The following is a 20,597-nucleotide window of genomic DNA, read 5'->3' on the forward strand; positions in this document are numbered from 1 at the left end:
TAGGTATATAACTATTTAAGTTGCCTCAACAAAAAAGTATACCTTAAATTTACTTTTCCATGCTGCTTTTAGCAAAAAAAGTTTACAAGCTAAAATAAAGATGTAGATATAGCTATTTAAGTTTTATATCTACAGATTTTGATATCAAAATTTTAGTTAAAAGCTTCCACTTTCGAGGGTTTTGACATATCGGTTAGTAGAAACAATCTGATTTTGGAAGACGGATTAAGAAGCTTAATTTAGTAGTGATATAGAAGTAGTAGTTTCTTCTTTGGTAGCTTTTATTAAAAAAGCTCCTTTAGTGATACTGCTGACTATTTATTACTACAGCAATTCTAAATTAGTTGTGAACACTAAAGATTTTTTGCGATCTCTTTTCTAGGCGTGCTCGTCTAGGAAAGTTTTGATGCAACGCTAGTTTGCACAAGTCCGGCAATCTGCCTAAGGGATTTGTCAAACTTGGCGCTGCCTCTGGTGCGTGAAATTATTTTTAAAATCTATTGTTCATAACCTAAATCGGATAGCTGTACTACTAATTTAATTTGACCATGACTTACGCACAGGTCACGGAAAACGTAGACGCGGAGCGGCTTGCCACGGGCTACCACAGAGAACGCAGAGAACACAGAGGAATAAGAGCTAGAGAGGTTTTTTGCGTAAGTCCTATTGACAATTACTTAAGGATAGAAAAATACAATGGATGCACAAACTAGAGTTGTATCTTCAAATTTTGCTGTAATAAATTTATCCAAAAGTCTGCTTCGAGAGTTGCATTTACTTTGGCAATTTACCGGGCGTGATATTTCGAGTACCATCATACCGCCAATACTATTTATAGTAGCTGCGTGGCATTATGTACAATCGTCTTTTAGTGAATTTCTTTTTGCATTGGTATCTGGCACATTATTTGTTTGGTTGTACCTTTTCTCATTTTGTTTATCTAACCAAATAGCTGGTGTAGAAGAAGATCGGATCAATAAGCCAAATCGCCCACTGGTGACAGGAAAAATCTCACTTCATGGAGCTTTAGTGAGATGGTTTTTGAGTATGGCCTTATTTACATTTGTAGGCTGGTACTTTGGAGTTTTAGAATGGGCTTTAATTTGCCAGATGGTTGTGATCCTACATAATTTTGGCGGTTGGGATAAGCACTGGATTACCAAAAACTTCTTGATTGGATTAGGTACATTCGCGCACTTGGCAGCAGTTTGGCAATTAATGACGCCAATTACACCGATCGCATGGCGCTGGCTATTTCTCATCGGTGCTATTTGGAGTACATTAGTTGCAGTTCAGGATCTTCGAGATATAGAGGGCGATTTGGCTGTTAACCGAAGCACATTTCCCATCGCCTTTGGAGAAAAAGCAAGCCGATTTATACTTAGTCTGGGCTTTGGATTATTACCATTTATCATCCATTTCATATTGATGATGCCCACGCGAAATACTGCAAGTACTTTATTGTGCGATGTTCTCCTGGCAGTATTTAGCTGGTTTATTGCAGCCCGGATTGTATTTAATCGTTCTCCACAAGAAGATCATCAGACTTACATGCTGTTTACTTACTGGTATTGTCTTGTTCTGGGTAGTGCGATCGTTGTTCTTTAGCAGAATTCAGGGACTAACTTTTCTGACAAGGTAAGAAGCATGACTAATTTAGAAGTATTGACTTTATCTCTACAATCATCTGTTCGCCGTCCTAAACACACTGTTGTTATTGGGGGAAGTATCGCGGGACTGCTAGCTGCAAAAGTACTGACTAAATACTTTGAGCGAGTAACAGTTATTGAACGGGATAACTTCACACAACAAGCAGAACATCGCCACGGTGTACCCCAATCTCCTCATGTCCATACCCTGCTTAAGCGTGGTTTGCAGTCGTTGGAAGAACTTTTTCCTGGTATAGAAGCTCAATTAGCTGACTCAGGTGCATCCGCTATAGATTGGGGAAATGATTTGCCCTGGCTGGGTTTTGCGGGTTGGGCACCCCGTTTTAATTCTGGTTTAGTTACCCACACTTGCAGTCGGAATCTTTTAGAGCAAACTATCCGCCGCCGCTTAGCTGCTGAAGACAATCTGGCATTTATGCAAGAAGGACAGGTAGTTTCTTTATTGTCTAGTTCAGACCGGACTAGTGTTACAGGTGTACGAGTGCGCTTTCGCAACCAACCAGAAACAGATTTAGCTGCTGATTTGGTTGTGGATGCGAGTGGACGCAATTCTTCAGCACCTCAATGGTTAGAAGCAATGAGTTACACACCACCCCAAGAAACGGTAATTAACTCTTTTTTGGGCTATGCCAGCTGTTGGTATGAGCCTCCAAAGAATTTGCAATATGATTGGCAGTGTTTGTACGTAACAGTACAACCACCAAATAACAATCGTGGTGGTGTGATTTATAAAGTTGAAGGTAATCGTTGGATTCTTACACTTATAGGTGTAGGTAAAGATTATCCACCTACGGATAAAGATGGCTTTTTAGAGTTTGCCCGTAGCTTGCGATCGCCAGCTATCTATGAAGCTATCAAAGATGCCAAGCCACTCTCATCCATCTATGGTTATCGCCGGACAGAAAATCGCCTGCGTCATTATGAAAAACTTAAAAGATTGCCAGAAGGCTTTGTATTAGTGGGTGATGCTGTCTGTGCTTTTAATCCAGTCTACGGACAAGGTATGACGGTTGCCGCTTTAGATGCATTGGCTCTAGATGAATGTTTAAATCAGCAATTATCTAACCATCCCGACGGGAATTTAATCGGTTTATCTCGATACTTCCAAAAACAATTAAATAAAGTAATTGCTGTACCTTGGCTAATGACAACAGGCGAAGATTTACGTTGGCATACCACTGAAGGAGGACAACCCGACTTCATCAGCCGACTCATGCAGCGATATCTCGATCGAGTGTTGTTACTACAAACTGAAAATGCCGAAATTCACAAGACATTTTTAGAAGTAATACACATGCTAAAGCCACCTACTGCATTTTTCCACCCCAGTATCAGCACAAAAGTCTTGAAGCAAGCGATTAATTGGCAAAGAAAAAATGAGCAGTTTACTGATGAACAAGATGTTCCGAAAAAGCTGTCTGTGATTACACAATCATAAAAGGAACTGGGGACTGGGGGCTGGGGACTGGGAGCAGGGGAGATGGGGAGATGGGGAGACAATTTACAATAACCCTTTCCCCTTGTCTCCTTGTCCTCTTCCCATGCCCAATGCCCAATGCCCCATGCCCTATGCCCAATCCCCATTCATTGCCGTATCGGTATCTCAATTATGAAATCAGTTCCTTCTTGTAAAATAGAATGGCAAGTTAACTGACCTTTGTGTTTGTCCACAACAATTTGATAGCTAATTGACAACCCCAAACCAATACCATTTCCTATAGATTTAGTGGTAAAAAATGGGTCAAAGATTTTTTGTTGCACTTGGGAAGTCATCCCACAACCATTATCAGAAATCCGAATCATCACCGTATTGGAATTTGTGAGTTTAGTAACGATGCAAATTTGTCTGTGAAATTGCGTTAGAGAAGCTTGTTGTAGACATGGCTGCGAGCTTTCTGTATGACTTGTGTATTTGTCAACAAATGACTCTTCCAGAGCATCGATCGCATTATTTAAAATATTTATAAACACCTGATTAAGTTGACCTGCATAACAAGTAACTTCTGGTAAATTTCCGTATTTCTTGACGACTTCAATTTCACAGCGTCCGCTCTTTTCTTTGAGTCGGTGCTGTAAAAGCATCAAAGTGCTATCAATACCTTGATGAATATTGACAGGTTTCATTTCCGATTCATCTAGGCGAGAAAAATTGCGTAATCCCAAAATAATATTTCGGATACGGGAACTTCCCAATTTCATAGAATCAAGAATTTTGGGTAAATCATCTATTAGAAAATCGAGGTCAAATGTTTCAATTTTTTCCTTAATTAAATTAGAAGTATTTGGACATTCCTGCTGATAAGTGCTGATTAAATCCAGCAAGTTATGGACATACTCATTTATATGAGTGATATTTCCATGAATAAAGTTTATAGGGTTATTAATTTCATGTGCGATACCCGCCACCATTTGTCCTAATGAAGACATTTTTTCGCTTTGAATTAATTGAGTTTGGGTACTGTGTAATTCTTGGATAACTTTTTCCAAAGATTGATTTTTTTCGTTCAATTCGTGGGTTCTTTCATTAACTTTTTCTTCTAGAGTTTGGCTATATATTTCTAAGTTTTTATAGAGGAGCGCATTCTCTAAGGAGATTGCTGCTTGAGTGCTGAGGAGATTAATAATTCCGATGCGATCGCGGGTAAATGCTGCCATTGTTAAGTTGTTTTCGAGGTAAAGAATACCCAGCAAATTACCTTGATTAATAATCGGAATACACAAAAGACTCTTGGGTTGTTCTTGAAGAATGTATGGATCGTTTACTAAAAAGTTAACAATTTTTGCATTATCGCTGACAAAGATTTGTTTTGTACGTTTGACGTAATTAATTAAAGTAATAGGAACGTCTGAACTGGAATCTAAATCAATTGATGGAAACTGTGTAGAAATACTCCCAGATGTTGAACTTAAACCGACTGCTGCAACGGTTAAGTTGGAGCGATCGCTTTCACTCAAAATCATAACGCACTTAGAAGCTCCTGCATTTTCGATTACAACTGCTATTAATGCAGAAAGCAGTTGTTCCATCTCGATTTTTCCGGAAATTGCTTGAGAAGCTTTAATTACAGATGCTAAATCTAGCATATCTGAAATGCTAGTACTAAAAACGGTCTCATTATTATTAGAACTTGAATGGGATATGCGTATGGAAGCAGTACTGCGATCGTTTATTTGGATATTAAGTTTTTCTTGCTGGATAATTTGAGCAAGTAATTGATAATAGCGTTTTTGCAAATCTTCAACTTTAGCTAATGCTCCCCACTTCATATAGTTATAGTAAGCATCATTTAGATAACTTTGGGCAATCTTTTGTTTATTGATTCCTAAATAAAACTTAGCTGCAAGTTCTTGAGCCAAAGCTTCTTCATTCAGATATTCATATTCTTTAGCATAGGCAATAGCTTGGTCATAATCATCCATTGCTTCGAGATATTCACCAATCACTCGATGTCGTTCCGCCTCTACTAAATAAAATTTATGTAAATAATTCATTGGCGCAAAATGCGCCCATTGATTCATCTTTTCCTGATTAGCAGCCACCTTTTCTAAGTTTTGTTGTTGTTCAATTTCTGAAATATTAGGATATACAGCTAATCTCGCTAATGAATCGTAAAAATAAAAAACAGGCACAACTAATTGTCCTATACCGCCATCTAAATATTTCTCTGCTAAAATTGCATTTTCTACTGCTTGAAAATATTCTTGAAATAAATAGCACAGATGTAGCTTGCCCAAATATAAATATAAAAGACCTACTCCATCTTTAGCTTCCAAATGAATAGGCAGCATTTTGTTTTCATCGTAAGCTATACCAACTAAACAGTATGGATTTTCTGTATTTTGTAGTAAATTTAAAACAATTTGTCTATAGATATTACTCCAATGCAAAGGTCTTTCTTGTTTAATTTGACTAATGGCATGATTGTAATTCTCCATTTCTTGATCTAATTCCGTCAATTCTTTGCCAATCAAATATGAAAAGCTAGAATAATACATTAAACAATAGGCTGCAAATTCTAAATCGCCGGTTTCTAATCCGACAGAGTAAGACTCAAGTAAAGGTTTTAATGTTTCTTTAACATGTCTCTGCCAAATCTCGATTAGTGAATAAAATCCTTGCATAACTCTGGCTTTAATCTCTTTAGCACCAGATTTAGCTAATAAGTTTAAAGCTAGCCTCCCAAATTGATAACCAGATTCAAAATCTTTTAGGACTCCACAAAGCATTACTGCATAAACAACATAAGCATAAGCAGACAAGGAAGAATTACCATATTTTATTGATAAATTTATTTGCTTGAGACAAATAAGTAAGAACAATTCAGGAGCAACTTGATAAGCAACTGGAGCAGTACTAGATAAAATACGCATAGCTGCTAATAGTTGAGGCTGCTTCATTTCTGAGAGATTAATTAATTCCTGAATCTGCTTTCCAGCTAGATTAGATGTTATTTCTTCCATCGCTAATTGCACATCAAGCTGGTTTGGGGAATCTGCAAATTCCACTCCCAACAATTTCAAAAAACTTAAGGAAGTATTGACAGATGCTAATGCTTTATTTTGCGCTCCATCAGCTTGAATTTTGATTTCATAAACTTTGACTTTTTCCAGTAATGTTTTTGCTTGTACTAATACTATTTCTATTAATTCCTCCATCTTTTCAAAGTTACCGCTCAGGTATGCAGCCTCCGCTGCTGTTTCATACAAAGCAATACTTAGCTCATATTTTGTTTGCCAACTATCATTCGCTAGTAGTTCTATACCAGTATTCAAATACTTACTTGCAGCAATATAAGCAGTTGAGGCTATCGCTTTACGTCCAGCAACTAGATTCATCTGAGCTAGTTCATCACGTTGAGTTCTATCTGTGATAATTTCAACTGCAATATTAAACTGATTCACTAACTGAAAAATCTTTTCTTCCCGTTCTGTAACTGAGATATTTTTTAATAGTAGTTGCCCAATTTGTAAATGAATTTGCTTTTTTTGGTCTTGAGGAATGAGAGAATAAGCAGCTTGTTGCACTCGATCGTGTATAAATTTGTATCGAGGCCACAGAGAGTTATTCAGCGGTAAGTTTTGCGGTTTCTGGCTATCATAAGTTTCTACTGAAACGCTAGCATTTTGAAACAATTTATAAGCTTCAGTTTGAGGTAAAACTAGCCCTTCATATAAAGCTTTCCAGATTTCAGATGCTGTGTCTACGGCAGATTTTTCATTAATTATGGCAAGAGTTTTTAAATCAAATTCATTGCCAATACAAGCTGCAAATTTTAAAACGTCTTGTGTTCTTCTGGGTAACTTCTCTATTTGAAGTGCCATAAATTCGACAACATCATCTGTGAGAGCGAATGTTTGCAAATCGGCGAGATTATATTCCCAACAACCAACATTATAATTAAATTTAATAATATTATCTTTGTGTAAAGATTTGAGAAATTGAATTCCAAAGAACGGATTACCTTTAGTTTTAGCAAAGACCATTTGGGTCAGAGGAACAGCTGCATCTGGTTGACAAAATAAAGTATCAGCAATTAAATAATTTAAATTATTTTGATTTAAAGGTTTGAGAGTAATATAATTAATAGATGCTCCTGATTTTTCAATTTCCTGTGTTGTCAAATAAAGCGGATGTGCTTGAGAAACTTCGTTATCGCGATATGCACCAATCAATAATAAACTACCTTCAGAATTATCAACATTCTGGGTGCGATCGCTTTCCCACTTTTCTCCATCAAAATTAGGAATCCATAGATTTTCTTTACTTTCAATAGAAGATAAAAAAGATTTTTTAGTTTCTATATTATTTTGAGCAATTAATAATTGAAGAAATTTCAAAGATGTTGTATCTGCCCATTGCAAATCATCTAAAAAAATTACCAAAGGATGTTCTTTGCTAATGAATACCTGAATAAATCTCTTAAATAATAAATTGAATCGATTTTGGGCAGCATTACCAGAGAGTTCAGCAATTTTTGGTTGTTTGCCAATAATCTGTTCTAGTGCAGGAATCACATTAATAATTATCTGAGCTTGTTCGCCTAGTGCTGCAAGAATTTTCACTTTCCACTGTTGAATTTCTGCCTCAGTTTCTATCAAGATTTGCCCGATTAAGTCGCTAAAAGCTTGTACTAATGCCGATAAGGGAATCTCTCGTTGAAACTGGTCAAATTTACCTTTAATAAAATAACTACGTTGTCGGACAATAGGTTTATGGATTTCGTTAACTACCGCAGTTTTGCCAATACCAGAAAAGCCTGCAACCAAAACCATTTCTGTTCTCCCCTGTGTCACGCGGTCAAAAGCTGCCAGAAGATTTGCTACTTCTTCTTGACGACCATAGAGTTGTTCGGGAATCACAAAACGGTCGGAAATATCTTTAGCTGCTAACTGAAAAAGTGGAATATTGCCAGTTTCTTCCCAGTGCTTGTAGCACATTTCTAAATCATGCTTAAGTCCATAGGTACTTTGATAGCGGTCTTCGGCATTCTTGGACATTAATTTGATTACGATGTCGCAAAGTACTTGGGGAATCTCCTCATTTGTGAATTTGGAATTTTTAATTTTTGATTTGTCTGGTTCTTTGGCAATATGAGAATGCACTAACTCCATTGGGTCATTACTAGTGAAGGGTAATTGTCCGCTAAGAAGTTCAAAAAATGTGACTCCCAAGGAATAGAAATCGCTACGGTAATCAATACCACGATTCATTCTTCCAGTTTGTTCGGGGGAAATATAAGCTAATGTTCCTTCTAAGACGTTAGGATTAGTAACAAATTGAATTTCTCTTGGTAGTAGGGTAGCAATGCTGAAGTCAATAAGTTTGACTTCGAGAGTACTAGGATTAATCAGAATATTGGCGGGTTTGATGTCTTTGTGAATGATGCGTAGGCTTTGCCCGCCGCAGGCATCGCGATGCAATTCCTCTAGAATAGATACTATCTGTATGGCAATCTGAAAAAACTCTCCTAAACTGACAATATTTTTTTCTTTCCTCTTTACCCAATCTTTGAGGGATATACCGCTAAAGTCTTCCATCACTAGGGCATAAGCATTACGGTAATTCTCTAAGTTCAGAGGCTTAACTATCCCCTTCAAATTGAGGTTTTTAGTAATTGTATATTGATTGCGGAATTGGGCAATTTCATGCATGGTAGGATATTCATTCCGCATCAGTTTGATGACTACTATCTTTTGGTCTTGTTTTCTGATAGCTCGATAAACTAAGGTTTTACTACCTGAATAAATTTGCTCTGTGATGCGATATCCAGACAGGGGAAGTATATCGTTGGATAGTACTATCATTGCAGTGCTATTTCTAATATTGTGATTCAGCCTTAGTATTCCCCTTTACGTATTCTTAATATCAGTTTTCGTACATCTAGTAATGAATTTGCTCGAAAACTCAATTATTTATAGCAGGGAACAAGCAAAAGCCTTGAAAATCTATTGATGTCAGGGTTTTTCGTTTAGTTTATGCCCTAAACTATCTTCCAACTGCCATATTAGAGATTTTACTTAATTAAATCTCAATCTCAGCTAAAATTTCCGTATAAATCTCACTACATAATCAGTAGTACTGATATTCATCTCAAATAAAAATAGGGCAGATCTTTAGATATATGGGTACATCTATATGTGCCTACAAACAATTAGTATAAATGATATAAAAATTTCAACAGTAATAAAATTAGCGAGACACAAAGCCTCGCTAATTATTAATTCTTGAAGTTCCGGTAGTTTGCAATTAAATTACAGCAGATTTCAGGGAAATGAAGTACCCGCTAGGGGTGCAATATTTTGTACTCCTACGATTATCTGAACCTCACTCTTTTGCAATCTCTGTAACTAAAAAAACTCAGATTTCAAGCCATATGTGAAGACTATTTAAATCCTGAATTCTGAGTTCTGTTAGCGCAGCGTGGCGTAGCCCATTCTGAATTCTCAATTCTGATGATATCACTTATACTTCCAATCTTTATCTGCTTGTGAAAGCACATAAGCTGCTACATCTTCAATCTTCTCTGGTTTTAGACGATTGCCAAAAGCAGGCATAGCACCTTTACCGTTTGTAACTTGAGCAATAATCGCTTCTTGTGAGTACAAACCATACTTTTCCAAAGCGTTCTTCTTCAGGCTCTTATCAGCTTTAACTAAATTCTTGCCGCCTGTATGACAAGAAGCACAATTAGCACTAAATACTTTAGCTCCACTAATAGTATCTCCGGCTAAAGCTGAACTATTGAAGGCAAAGGTGAAGATTGCTATGCCTAACAGCATAACTTTAATAATTTTTTTCATTTCGTGTTCCCTCTGAAATAACAGATGATTCGGTAGAATATCCTCCATAATTGTCAGTTGAGTCGCTACTATAGTCAAATGACAAGCTGTCAAACTAGCCTTAAAAATTTTTTAATTAAAGATTATTGGCTACCATACCCATTAATCTTGAGATAATATATTTTTAAATTCTACAATATTTCTTAAGTTACAAACCCAGTAAACTGACGTATATAGGGTTCGTGGAATGCTAAAATAATATCTTGTTTGGGTACTCCCATTTCAACCAATCGATTGGCAATTCCTTCTTCTGTGCCATCGTGTTGAATCCATATTTTCCCATCTTTAATATCAAGATGTAAGATACAGCCAAAATCGCGTTTATTTCCACGCCAGCCAACATAAAGTAATTGATAGTGGTCTTGCTGTTCGTCAAAAATTGTTTGCACCTCATACTCTTAGGCATTTCGTGACATCGAAGCTCGCTTTTGCCGTTCGGAAAGAAGATGTCGAATATATTGCCGATATTTTTGTCTAGCCATAATCGTAATTAAAATAATTCTTAATGACGCTCCTGTGTCGCTAACGTAATTCGTAATTATTGGGTAAATACCGCACCAAAATCTCGGAGTTTATGGTCTTGAATTAGTTGGTATCTAAATTCCCAACTAATTCAATTACGAATTAGTAATTAGTTAAATTATTACACAGCCCCTAACTTACTGAGTACATCTTCTGTGACGCGACAAATTCGCCAATCATCTAATATTGAAGCTCCCATGCTACGATAAAAGGCTTGGGCTGATTCATTCCAATCCAAAACACTCCATTCTAACCGCCCACAATTGCGTTCTACGGCTATCTGAGCTACTTTAGTCAAGATAGCTCTACCAATACCTTGGCGGCGATATTCTGGTAAAACAAATAAATCTTCTAGATATATTCCTGGCTTAGTTAAAAATGTTGAATAATTATGAAAAAATAGGGCGAAACCAACAGCTTGACCGCTAGATTCTGCTAATATTGCTTCTATATATCTGTGCGAACCAAATAAATGTTCTTTGAGTGCAAAAGCATTACCGGTAACTGCATGAGATAACTTTTCATACTCGGCAAGACCTTCAATTAATTTAAACAGTACGCTGTAATCAGCTGGTTGGGCAAAACGCACAATCAAATTGCTACTCGAAGTCATGAGTTTATAGTCTATAGTCCATAGTCCATAGTCTATAGTTAACTGTGCAATTTTTGTGATTAATGACTAAAGCAAAGCCGAAAAAAGGTACAAAACACCCGGTTTTTGTAGTTGGCGATCGCCCCCGCTCAAGAAATGTTTCGTTATGAGAGATAATAAGGTCAGGTATGATACCAATTTAGGATTTTAGATTTAGAATTTTGGATTTCAAGCCTGTAGTAAAGACTTTTCCCAGAATCTCAATTTATCCTCATTTGGTATTAGGTTTTGATTGCTGGGTGAAATTTTTAGATCAACCAACCTTTTAACCGTTTGGCTATGTGAGGACGCCGCAATTTTCGCATAGCTTTACTTTGAATTTGTCGCACTCGCTCCCGCGAAAGATTGAACATATTGCCAACTTCTTCCAAGGTACATGGTTCGCTAGTTGTCAAACCATAGCGCAAAGAAATAACATCTTTCTCCCGTGGAGTTAACACGTCACCCAAGACTTCCCAAATCTCCTGACGCATCATGTTTTCGTTCATTTTTGCTTCTGGAGACAGGTTATCTTCATCTTCTAATAAATCCATTAATTCCGTGTCTTCTTCTTTACCAACACGGTGATTTAAAGAAAGTGCTTGACGACGTAATTGTTGCAGCTGGCGTAGTTGTTGGACACTAATTTCCAGCGCTTCTGCCATTTCCGCTTCGGAAGGATTTCGGCACAGTTTTTGCTTGAGTTCTCGTTGTGCTTTTTTGAGTTTATTAAGTTTTTCAACAATATGAATTGGTAGCCGGATTGTTCGTGCATCATTAGCGATCGCTCTAGTAATCGCTTGTCTAATCCACCAATAAGCATAGGTAGAAAACTTATATCCTTTATCTGGATCGAATTTTTCTGTAGCACGATTTAAACCCATTGCTCCTTCCTGAATCAAATCCAGAAAAGGTACTCCCCGATTCAAATATCGCTTCGCAATAGAAACTACCAATCTCAGATTCGAGCGAATCATTTTGCGTTTCGCTACCCTGCCTTGATACAAGCGACTTTCTAATTGCTTTTCCGTCATTTCTAGCTCAGAAGCCACTTCTAATTTGCTAGGTTCATGTCCTAGTTTTATCTGCAAATTAGCTTGTAATTCCCTAATTTCTTCAATAAACCTAACTCGCCGTGCTAACTCCACTTCTTCATCTGGTTTTAGCAGTGGATAACGCGCCATTTCCTTAAAAAATGCGCCTACAGCATCATCATGTTCGGTCTTATTATATCCCGAAGGACGAGCCGCAGCCATCTCATCTCCATCCCGTTCCTCCGATTCCAGATTTTCTACTAAAATTGGAGACTCTTCATCAACTACTGCATCTAAATTCTCCAGCAATAGTTCTTCACTATCAGCAGTATTCTCCAGTATTTCCATTTTTCCCAATTCAACAATATTCATAGTTTCCTTTAGGGATTGTTGCTTTGTTTGGTACATAATTTACTTACAGCTACTCGTTTGAGGCTTGGTAGTTTTCCCTAAGGGACGAATGCACCCGTTTATATAGCCAAATACAAGCTTATGCTAATTTCTCTTGAGGAATAAAAATTGCCGTGTACCTACTAACTAAGGGTTACAGTTAGATACAAGCTATAACGTAACTGGCCTTCGCACCCAACAAAACTTACTTTTCAGGTTGACAACATATATATTCTTCATTTTTTTCTTAATTACCAAATCTGTCAAACCCCCTCAAAGTTTCTCAATTTAAACAAATATAAAAGTCTCAGCTAATTATCCAGATTTCTTAAATCTTCATATATCTTTCTAAATATTTTTAATGTTTAGCTAGCGGAAGCCACTGGATAAAACGAAAACCTGGTGTTGGGGTTATGCATTCCCGATCGCAAGTTACCCTGATAATACAAATTACAATGATGGCAGCTTAAATTCGGGATATTCTTATTTGTATAAAAGCATCTCATAAGCACAAAGGGTTGAATATCTATCAATAGGCGGAAAAAGACTACTCCCTATTTAGTAGATAGAGCCACTTTTACAGCAATAGTCCAAATGCTTTTATTTGTATAGAGAACCCCAAATATTTATTGCATGTAAAGTTGATACGAATTTGTCTAGTAGATTACATAAGAGGAAACTTATCAAGTATTATGAAGAATAACAGTATTGAGAAATACCATTTATGTTTAAGAAAGCAAAAACTAAATTTGAGTTAGCAGCAGCTAGGTGAGTAAAATATCTAACTATTAAGTCAGCAACTATGTATATTAATGACCTAAATTTATCTCCTTTAGTGGTAGCAGAACCAGGGGAATCTTATCAGGCAGGTGCAATTCTTAATCGTTGGGTTGAAGTACTGGTAGACTGTCCAGGAACTTCAACAGAAGTAGAAAAAGGGCCAAATCTTTACCTTTATCGACTGCCAACCGGGTTAGAAGTAAAACCTGGAGATATTTTGAATGTACCATTTGGCGCACAACATCTCACAGGAGTAGCCATTAGATTGGTGGCAAAACTTCCAGCAGATTTACCGCTAGAAAAAATTCGCGATGTGGAAGATGTTATTCAAAAGAATTTTTTCCGCGATAGTTACTGGACTCTGATGGAACGAGTATCACAGTATTACTACACACAAATAATTCAGGTAATACGTACAGCACTACCGCCAGGATTATTGGGGCGATCGCAACGTCGCATCCGCTTAACTGTAGCTGGGGCAGCAGTATCTACTAACACTAATATTAATGCTTTATTAGATACACCTTTGATGCGTGTTGTTCGTCAACCTTATTCTTCCCTAATTAGGTTTTATTTACTTAATACAATCGAAAATGATTATTTGATTAAAATTTTGGCTTTATTAAACTTTCAAAGTTTAGTAACCAAAGTCAACAATAAAGATGCTCATAAAATTTTACAACTCCTACAGCAACAATCAGATGGTGACTATAGCTTTCGGTATTTACACAATCAAGTCCCACGAGCTTACCAAGGGGTACGCGAACTATTGCGACGAGGTTTAGTAGAAAGTTATTTAGAACCGCCCCAACTGACTAAACCGAAATTTGAAAAAGCAGTGACGCTAGTGGCGAGTACATTTGAACCTGACTTAACAACTCGCCAACGAGAAATATTGGAAGTGCTGCGGCGTCGTGGTGGAGAGTTGTGGCAAAGTGAATTATTGCAAATTTGCAATGCCAGTTCCTCTATCGTGAAAACCTTAGTACAAAAGGGTTACATCGTCGTTGAAGAACGGGAAGTATTGCGAACAGAACAAAGCCCAGCATTAGCTCAAGACCGACCAAAGACATTAAATGCAGCTCAAGCTAATGCCTTAGAAACAATTCAGACATTAAATGGATATGCTCAAGTTTTGTTGCACGGCGTAACAGGTTCTGGAAAAACCGAAGTATATTTGCAAGCGATCGCCCCTCTACTCCAAGTCGGCAAATCTGCCCTGGTTTTAGTCCCAGAAATTGGACTCACACCCCAACTAACCGACCGTTTTCGCGCCCGTTTTGGAAATAAAGTTAGTGTATATCACAGCGCCCTCTCAGACGGCGAACGTTACGACACCTGGCGACAAATGCTCACAGGAGAATCCCAAGTTGTCATTGGCACCCGCAGCGCCATTTTCGCTCCTTTACCCAACTTGGGTTTAATAATCTTAGACGAAGAACACGACAGCAGCTTCAAGCAAGACTCACCGATCCCCACCTATCACGCCCGCACCGTCGCCCAATGGCGAGCCGAATTAGAAAATTGCCCCCTAGTTTTAGGTTCCGCCACTCCTTCCTTAGAAAGTTGGCTGAGTGTGAAGGAAGAAGACGCGGGGACAGAGAGACGCGGGGACGCGGGGAAAGAGGGACACGAAGATACAGAGAATTTCTCACAAACACTCTCCGCGTCCCCGCGTCCCCCCCTCCCCGCGTCCTCCTACTACCTGTCCCTCCCCCAACGCATCAACTCCCGCCCACTACCGCCAGTGGAAATAGTGGATATGCGCGAAGAATTGCAGCATGGAAATCGCTCTATATTCAGTAGATCCTTGCAAGAAGCTTTGCAACAGCTAAAAGAAAGACAGCAGCAAGGAATTTTATTTATCCATCGCCGGGGACACAGTACTTTTGTATCTTGCCGCAGTTGTGGCTATGTGCTGGAATGTCCCTACTGTGATGTGTCCCTGGCATATCACCACACCGAAGAGGGAGCGCCGGAATTATTGCGGTGTCATTACTGTAACTATACGCGATCGCATCCGAAATTCTGCCCCGATTGCAGTTCCCCTTACCTCAAATTCTTCGGTAGCGGTACTCAGAAAGTCACCCAGGAACTAGCGCGACAGTTTCCGCAATTACGCTTAATTCGGTTTGATAGCGATACCACCCGCAACAAAGGCGCACACCGTACCTTACTTACGCAATTTGCCAACGGCGAAGCAGATTTATTAGTAGGTACGCAAATGCTCACCAAAGGTTTAGATTTGCCGCAGGTGACACTTGTGGGTGTTGTTGCCGCCGATGGGTTGCTGAACTTATCAGATTATCGCGCCAGCGAACGCGCATTTCAAACCTTAACTCAAGTAGCCGGACGTGCTGGCAGAGGCGACGATCCAGGGAGGGTTATTGTACAAACTTATACTTCAGAACATCCAGTAATTGAGGCAGTGCGATCGCACGATTATCAGTCTTTTTCTCAGGCAGAATTAGAACAGCGCCAAGCTTTGAATTATCCACCCTACGGAAGGTTAATTTTATTGCGGTTAAGCAGTCTTGACCCTATTCAAGTACAGAATACAGCCCAAATCCTCGCCACAGCTTTAAGTGAAAACGAAGAATTAGAGATATTAGGGCCAGCACCAGCGGGTATTTTACGAGTAGCGAATCGTTATCGCTGGCAAATATTGATTAAATTTGCTGCTGATGAATTGCCACAGTTACCAGATTGGGAACAAGTGCGATCGCTTTGTCCGCAATCTGTTAGTTTGACAATAGATGTAGACCCATTAAATATTATGTAATTTTTTGGGGTAAAAAATAGATAAACAGGATATGATTTCACCTGTTATCTATGCTCAGATCCCCGACTTCTTGAATAAGTCGAGGATCTTCCAAACCCTGAAAATTAATGCAATGACCACTAGTAAGTAGTGAAATGAGTAGCGTTTAAATTCGATGCCGTAATTCCAGTTAACAAAGCAAGACTTACAGTCCCAATCTTAATCAAAGTATCATTGTTGCTCTGAGTAATAGACAAATTTGAATAGCTTATACCACTTGATAAAGCAATCAAATCTTCATTAAGATTGAAATCTTTGATTGTATCTCTACCTTCACCTTGGACAATCACAAAGATATCATTACCTGTACCGCCTGTGAGATTATCAGTACCAAAACCACCGTAAATGCGATCGTTTCCTCCTCCACCAACAATAGTGTCATTACTAGCAAAGCCAAAAATCAAATCGTCTGAGCTAGTTCCTTGTAAGTTATTAGCCGAGGCTGAACCTGTAATAATACTATTAACTTGGTTGCCATTTTTAATGTTAACGACATCAATATCAGCAGGATTGAGAACGCTATATTTGGTATCAGTACTAACCGCTTTGGCAGTAATAATTTGGTAAGCAATATTATCATCTGCAATACCATCATTAACACCTGTAACTGTGATGGTTTGGGGTATATTCCAGTTAGCTGCGGTAAATGTCACGCTAGAAGCTGAAATAGTACCTTCACTAACTTTAGAACTGCTCAAACCTATGGTGACATTGGCAGTGGGTTGGCTAGTTAGTTGAATACTGAAGTTAGCAGTACCACCAGCTTCGGTAGTTACAAGTGCATTGGTAGGAGAGATCGTAATACCCGCTGTGTCATCGTCAGTAATCGTACCAATACCTTGGTTATCAGCAATGGTGGCGTTGGTGGGGTTTGTAAGATTGATAAAAAAGCTCTCACTGGATTCAGCAACAAAATCATTGAGAATCGGTATCGTAATTGTTTGGGTGGTAACTCCAGGGTTAAAAGTGATGCTTCCTGTAGCTGAGGTGTAATCAACACCAGCGATCGCAGTATTATTACCAGTATTGTAACCAACTGTGATTACGTCAGTGCTGGCATTAGAGAGTTTAACAGTAAAAACAAGATTGCCGCTATTTTCCTTGCCGCTTTTATCTGCGATGGAGATGGCGGGTTGGTTGTCATCATCAATTATGGTAACCGTGCCTGTAGCGATCGCACTTGTTTGGTTTGGGTGACTCAACTTCAAATTAATGGTTTCCTCAACTTCTGTCACCTTTTCACCCACAACATTTAATGTAATAGCCTTTGTTGTTTCCCCAGCAGCAAAAATTAAAACTCCAGATACGGCACTTGTTACACCCGCAACCTTAATAGTGTTGTAATCACTGTTAAAAGTTGCTGTGCCATCCAAGGCATAATTTACGGTACTGGCAACAGCAGTATTACCACTGCGAGTCACAGTGAAAGTGACAGTTTTGCTACCACTATTACCTTCAGTCACAGTTGGGGTAGCAGTTGAAATCGCGTAACTGATATTAGTAGGAGGAGCAAAGTTAGTATCCCCTATGTGATTTAATGGTTGACTAGCAAAGTTTCCAGGTGAAGTGTTAGTAGCATTACCTAATGAAAGATTTGGCGCTGTGCCAGTGATTACGCTCGCTACCCAATCAGAGGCTGCGGAACCTATGGTATTACCGGAACGCCCTACATATCCTGCTGCTACTGTAAATGAGGTATCAACAACTGTGGCATTTGTGGGAGCTGAACCGACAGAACCTTTTCTAAATACAATCGAGCCGTATGCTTTATCTGTAGTTCCCCCATCTAAAACCGAAACTGAATCCAGCACAGTCCAATTTGAGTAGACAGTACCATCAGCAATACCATCATTATTTGAGTCAATATCATTGCTCAGAGTGGGTTTAGTAGTACTTTGAATTAACAAGAAACTCACAGAGCCATTTTCTATATCGGTTGCTCCACCACTGTGACCGATTGAACTTGAAGCCCCATTCCCCCATCCGGCTCCAGTTCCAGTATTAGTGACTACATTGGCATTGGGGTTGACTGCATAAGTATTGCCTTTTTGCAGAAGAACTAGTAAACCATTGCTACCAAACTGCTTACCAGACAAATCAAAAATATCTTGAACAGCGCCAGAAGTAGTACCAGAATCACCTTCAATCCCTACTAAATAAGTTCCAGGCGCTAAAATCGCACCGGGAGTACCACGCAGTTCGATGTATTCTTTCGGGCTATCTGTACCTGGAGGATCGAACAGAATTTCGTTGATAAGTATGGGTTGGGGGGGAACAGGTTCATAAGTTTCATCCTCAGCAGATACTAGCGAAACATTTTTAGATTCGCTGTTTGCTACTCCCAAGTCAGATTTACCATCCTTGTTGAAATCGCCTACGGCGAGAGAATACGGTTTTGTCCCCACGCCATAGTTAGTGGCAGTTCCAAAGCCACCATTGCCATTTCCCAGCAGCACTGAAACCGTGTCTGAGCCTGCATTTGCCACTGCCAGGTCAGAGTTACTGTCACTATCAAAATCAATTACTGTAACAGATACAGGATTTAACCCCACATCAAAGTTAGTAGCAATTCCAAAGCCGCCAGTACCATCACCCAACAAAATTGAGACATTATTAGAGTCCGAATTTGCCACCGCCAAATCCAATTTGTTGTCTTTATTGAAGTCCCCTGCGACAACAGAATTAGGATTTAGTCCCACATCAAATTGGGTGGCTGGGTTAAAAGTGCCATCACCATTTCCCAAAAGTATTGAGACGTTATTGAAGTAAGAACTCGTTACCGCTAAGTCAGATTTTCCATCCTTGTTGAAGTCGGCTACTGTGACGAAACTAGGACGGCTAGGAACTTTAAAGTTTTTGGCAGTACCAAAACTACCAGCACCATTTCCCAACAGCACTGAAATATTTTGGGAAGAATTGTTTACGGTTACTATGTCAGATTTTCCATCTTTGTTGAAGTCGCCCACTGCAATAGATATGGGTGCTAAGGCTGACTGCAAAGCAAAATTCACAGCAGTTTGAAAACTGCCATCACCCTTACCAAACAGCACTGAAATATTATTCGACAAACTATTTGCCGTTACCAAATCCAATTTTCCATCTTTGTTGAAGTCGGCTACAGCAACAGAAGAAGGACTTAAGCCATTGAACCCGACCGTACTAAAGGTGCTAGCAGGTTTAAAAGTGTTATCGCCCTTTCCCAAAAGTACCGAAACGCTTTGAGAAGATTTATTTGCCGTTACTAGGTCTATATTTCCATCTTTGTCAAAGTCGCCAACAACAATGGAATAGGGTCTTAATCCCACATCAAAAGTGTTAAGTATAACTGAGACGCTAGCAGTCTCCGTAACACTACTGTAAGCTGTTGCACCTCCACCAACGCCGGGATTTACATTAGTAGTGCCACTAATGTTGCCGTCTGAGGTATCCCAAGCCCGAAAAGTAAATTCTGCTGTACCTTTGTAACCAGGTTTGGGGACAAAGCGAATTTTTTCCGTATCTTTGAGTAATGTAGCAGAAGTACCGGATACAGTGAAATTAATCCAGTTCGCACCATCATCTATCGAGTATTGCCAAGTACCGTTAGTATTATCTACACCAATGACGGCAATTCCTTCCACTGCACCTGCGTCAGGATCGGTGATGGGGTCGCCACCTGCACCTATAGCGAGGATGGCGGAAATTAAAGTGCCGGAGTTATTGGTATCGGTTATGTCTTGGGCAATGGCGGAGAGTCTAGGATTACCAGTGTTGTCGAGTGTTGGTGCTGTGTTGGATGATAAAGGTAATATTGAGTGGTAAGCCTTAGTTGTCTCTGCTGTCAAGGCTAAATCTGACTCAATCGAGCCAACTTTCACTTCTAAATCCCAGTCACCACCTAAAGAGGCATTACCAGTGATGTCATTAGAAGCTGCCACATCTGCGCCTGTGATTTGACTCAGAAGTTGCACAAAAGTTTGATCTGCTGATGCCACGTTGCAACCGTAAAGCAGAATGTCAGCATCATCGGTTAAATAATTTCTCCACTGTTGCAATTGATTGCTGTAGTAATCTAAATTGTTGCCATTGAGTTGGGTTGATCCTAGTTGTATACTTCCTGCACTGCCGTGGGAGATAATTTGAACTGATTGGTATTCCCCACCTTGCAAGGCTTGAGTGATTTGTTCTATTCCATCTTGATTTGAGTCAAGGATTACTACACTAGTCCCTGCTTGGATGCCAGCAATCAAACTTTGGTAGTCGATAACTGCTCCATCGATAAAAATAATATTTTGATTTGGCATTTGTAATTCCTCAGTAAAATTAATTTGCGTTTTAGAAGTTTAGTTTTCTGGCAGTTGAAGTCTGATCGTTAGACCTCGCTTGGAAATAGCGTTGACTGGGAAAGAAATATGTTCTTGCCTTAGTTT

The 20,597-nt window shown here is 39.0% G+C and carries 8 protein-coding genes and 1 pseudogene; 3 read left to right on the forward strand and 6 right to left on the reverse strand.

Features of this window, described 5'->3' with window-relative positions:
- Positions 1-696 precede the first annotated feature (696 nt).
- Entirely contained in the window at positions 697-1,608 is a 912-nt protein-coding gene (locus H6H03_RS31580; RefSeq protein ID WP_190958987.1) for a UbiA family prenyltransferase, read from the forward strand.
- 39 nt (positions 1,609-1,647) lie between these two features.
- Entirely contained in the window at positions 1,648-3,108 is a 1,461-nt protein-coding gene (locus H6H03_RS31585; protein WP_190958988.1) for an FAD-dependent oxidoreductase, read from the forward strand.
- Positions 3,109-3,254: 146 nt separating this feature from the next.
- Here H6H03_RS31585 and H6H03_RS31590 read toward each other — a convergent pair whose 3' ends face one another.
- The 5 genes and pseudogenes from H6H03_RS31590 to H6H03_RS31610 form a co-directional block, all read right to left on the reverse strand.
- Positions 3,255-8,975, reverse strand: a complete 5,721-nt coding sequence (locus tag H6H03_RS31590) for an ATP-binding sensor histidine kinase (protein ID WP_190958989.1) — start codon at positions 8,973-8,975, stop codon at positions 3,255-3,257.
- Between the two features lie 654 nt (positions 8,976-9,629).
- Entirely contained in the window at positions 9,630-9,971 is a 342-nt protein-coding gene (petJ, locus tag H6H03_RS31595; protein WP_190958990.1) for a cytochrome c6 PetJ, read from the reverse strand.
- Positions 9,972-10,153: 182 nt separating this feature from the next.
- Positions 10,154-10,426, reverse strand: a pseudogene (locus H6H03_RS31600) (element excision factor XisI family protein).
- 227 nt (positions 10,427-10,653) lie between these two features.
- On the reverse strand, positions 10,654-11,145 hold the full coding sequence (locus H6H03_RS31605) for a GNAT family N-acetyltransferase (protein WP_190958991.1): 492 nt from the start codon (positions 11,143-11,145) through the stop codon (positions 10,654-10,656).
- A 287-nt stretch (positions 11,146-11,432) separates the two neighbouring features.
- On the reverse strand, positions 11,433-12,605 hold the full coding sequence (locus tag H6H03_RS31610; protein WP_190958992.1) for an RpoD/SigA family RNA polymerase sigma factor: 1,173 nt from the start codon (positions 12,603-12,605) through the stop codon (positions 11,433-11,435).
- Positions 12,606-13,389: 784 nt separating this feature from the next.
- On the opposite strand from H6H03_RS31610, the gene priA reads away from it, so the two are divergent.
- On the forward strand, positions 13,390-16,149 hold the full coding sequence (priA, locus tag H6H03_RS31615) for a primosomal protein N' (protein ID WP_190958993.1): 2,760 nt from the start codon (positions 13,390-13,392) through the stop codon (positions 16,147-16,149).
- 119 nt (positions 16,150-16,268) lie between these two features.
- On the opposite strand, the gene H6H03_RS31620 is transcribed toward priA, so the two are convergent.
- Positions 16,269-20,471, reverse strand: a complete 4,203-nt coding sequence (locus H6H03_RS31620) for a DUF4347 domain-containing protein (protein ID WP_190958994.1) — start codon at positions 20,469-20,471, stop codon at positions 16,269-16,271.
- Positions 20,472-20,597 lie beyond the last annotated feature (126 nt).

Origin of the sequence: Nostoc paludosum FACHB-159 (genome assembly GCF_014698835.1) — a bacterium.
GTDB lineage: Bacteria > Cyanobacteriota > Cyanobacteriia > Cyanobacteriales > Nostocaceae > Nostoc > Nostoc paludosum.

What these genes read in the sequence shown, in the direction of transcription:
- H6H03_RS31580 (WP_190958987.1), top strand. Translation starts at nt 697, where the DNA reads ATGGATGCACAAACTAGAGTTGTATCTTCAAATTTTGCTGTAATAAAT.
- H6H03_RS31585 (WP_190958988.1), top strand. Translation starts at nt 1,648, where the DNA reads ATGACTAATTTAGAAGTATTGACTTTATCTCTACAATCATCTGTTCGC.
- H6H03_RS31590 (WP_190958989.1), bottom strand. Translation starts at nt 8,975, where the DNA reads ATGATAGTACTATCCAACGATATACTTCCCCTGTCTGGATATCGCATC.
- petJ (WP_190958990.1), bottom strand. Translation starts at nt 9,971, where the DNA reads ATGAAAAAAATTATTAAAGTTATGCTGTTAGGCATAGCAATCTTCACC.
- H6H03_RS31605 (WP_190958991.1), bottom strand. Translation starts at nt 11,145, where the DNA reads ATGACTTCGAGTAGCAATTTGATTGTGCGTTTTGCCCAACCAGCTGAT.
- H6H03_RS31610 (WP_190958992.1), bottom strand. Translation starts at nt 12,605, where the DNA reads ATGTACCAAACAAAGCAACAATCCCTAAAGGAAACTATGAATATTGTT.
- priA (WP_190958993.1), top strand. Translation starts at nt 13,390, where the DNA reads ATGTATATTAATGACCTAAATTTATCTCCTTTAGTGGTAGCAGAACCA.
- H6H03_RS31620 (WP_190958994.1), bottom strand. Translation starts at nt 20,471, where the DNA reads ATGCCAAATCAAAATATTATTTTTATCGATGGAGCAGTTATCGACTAC.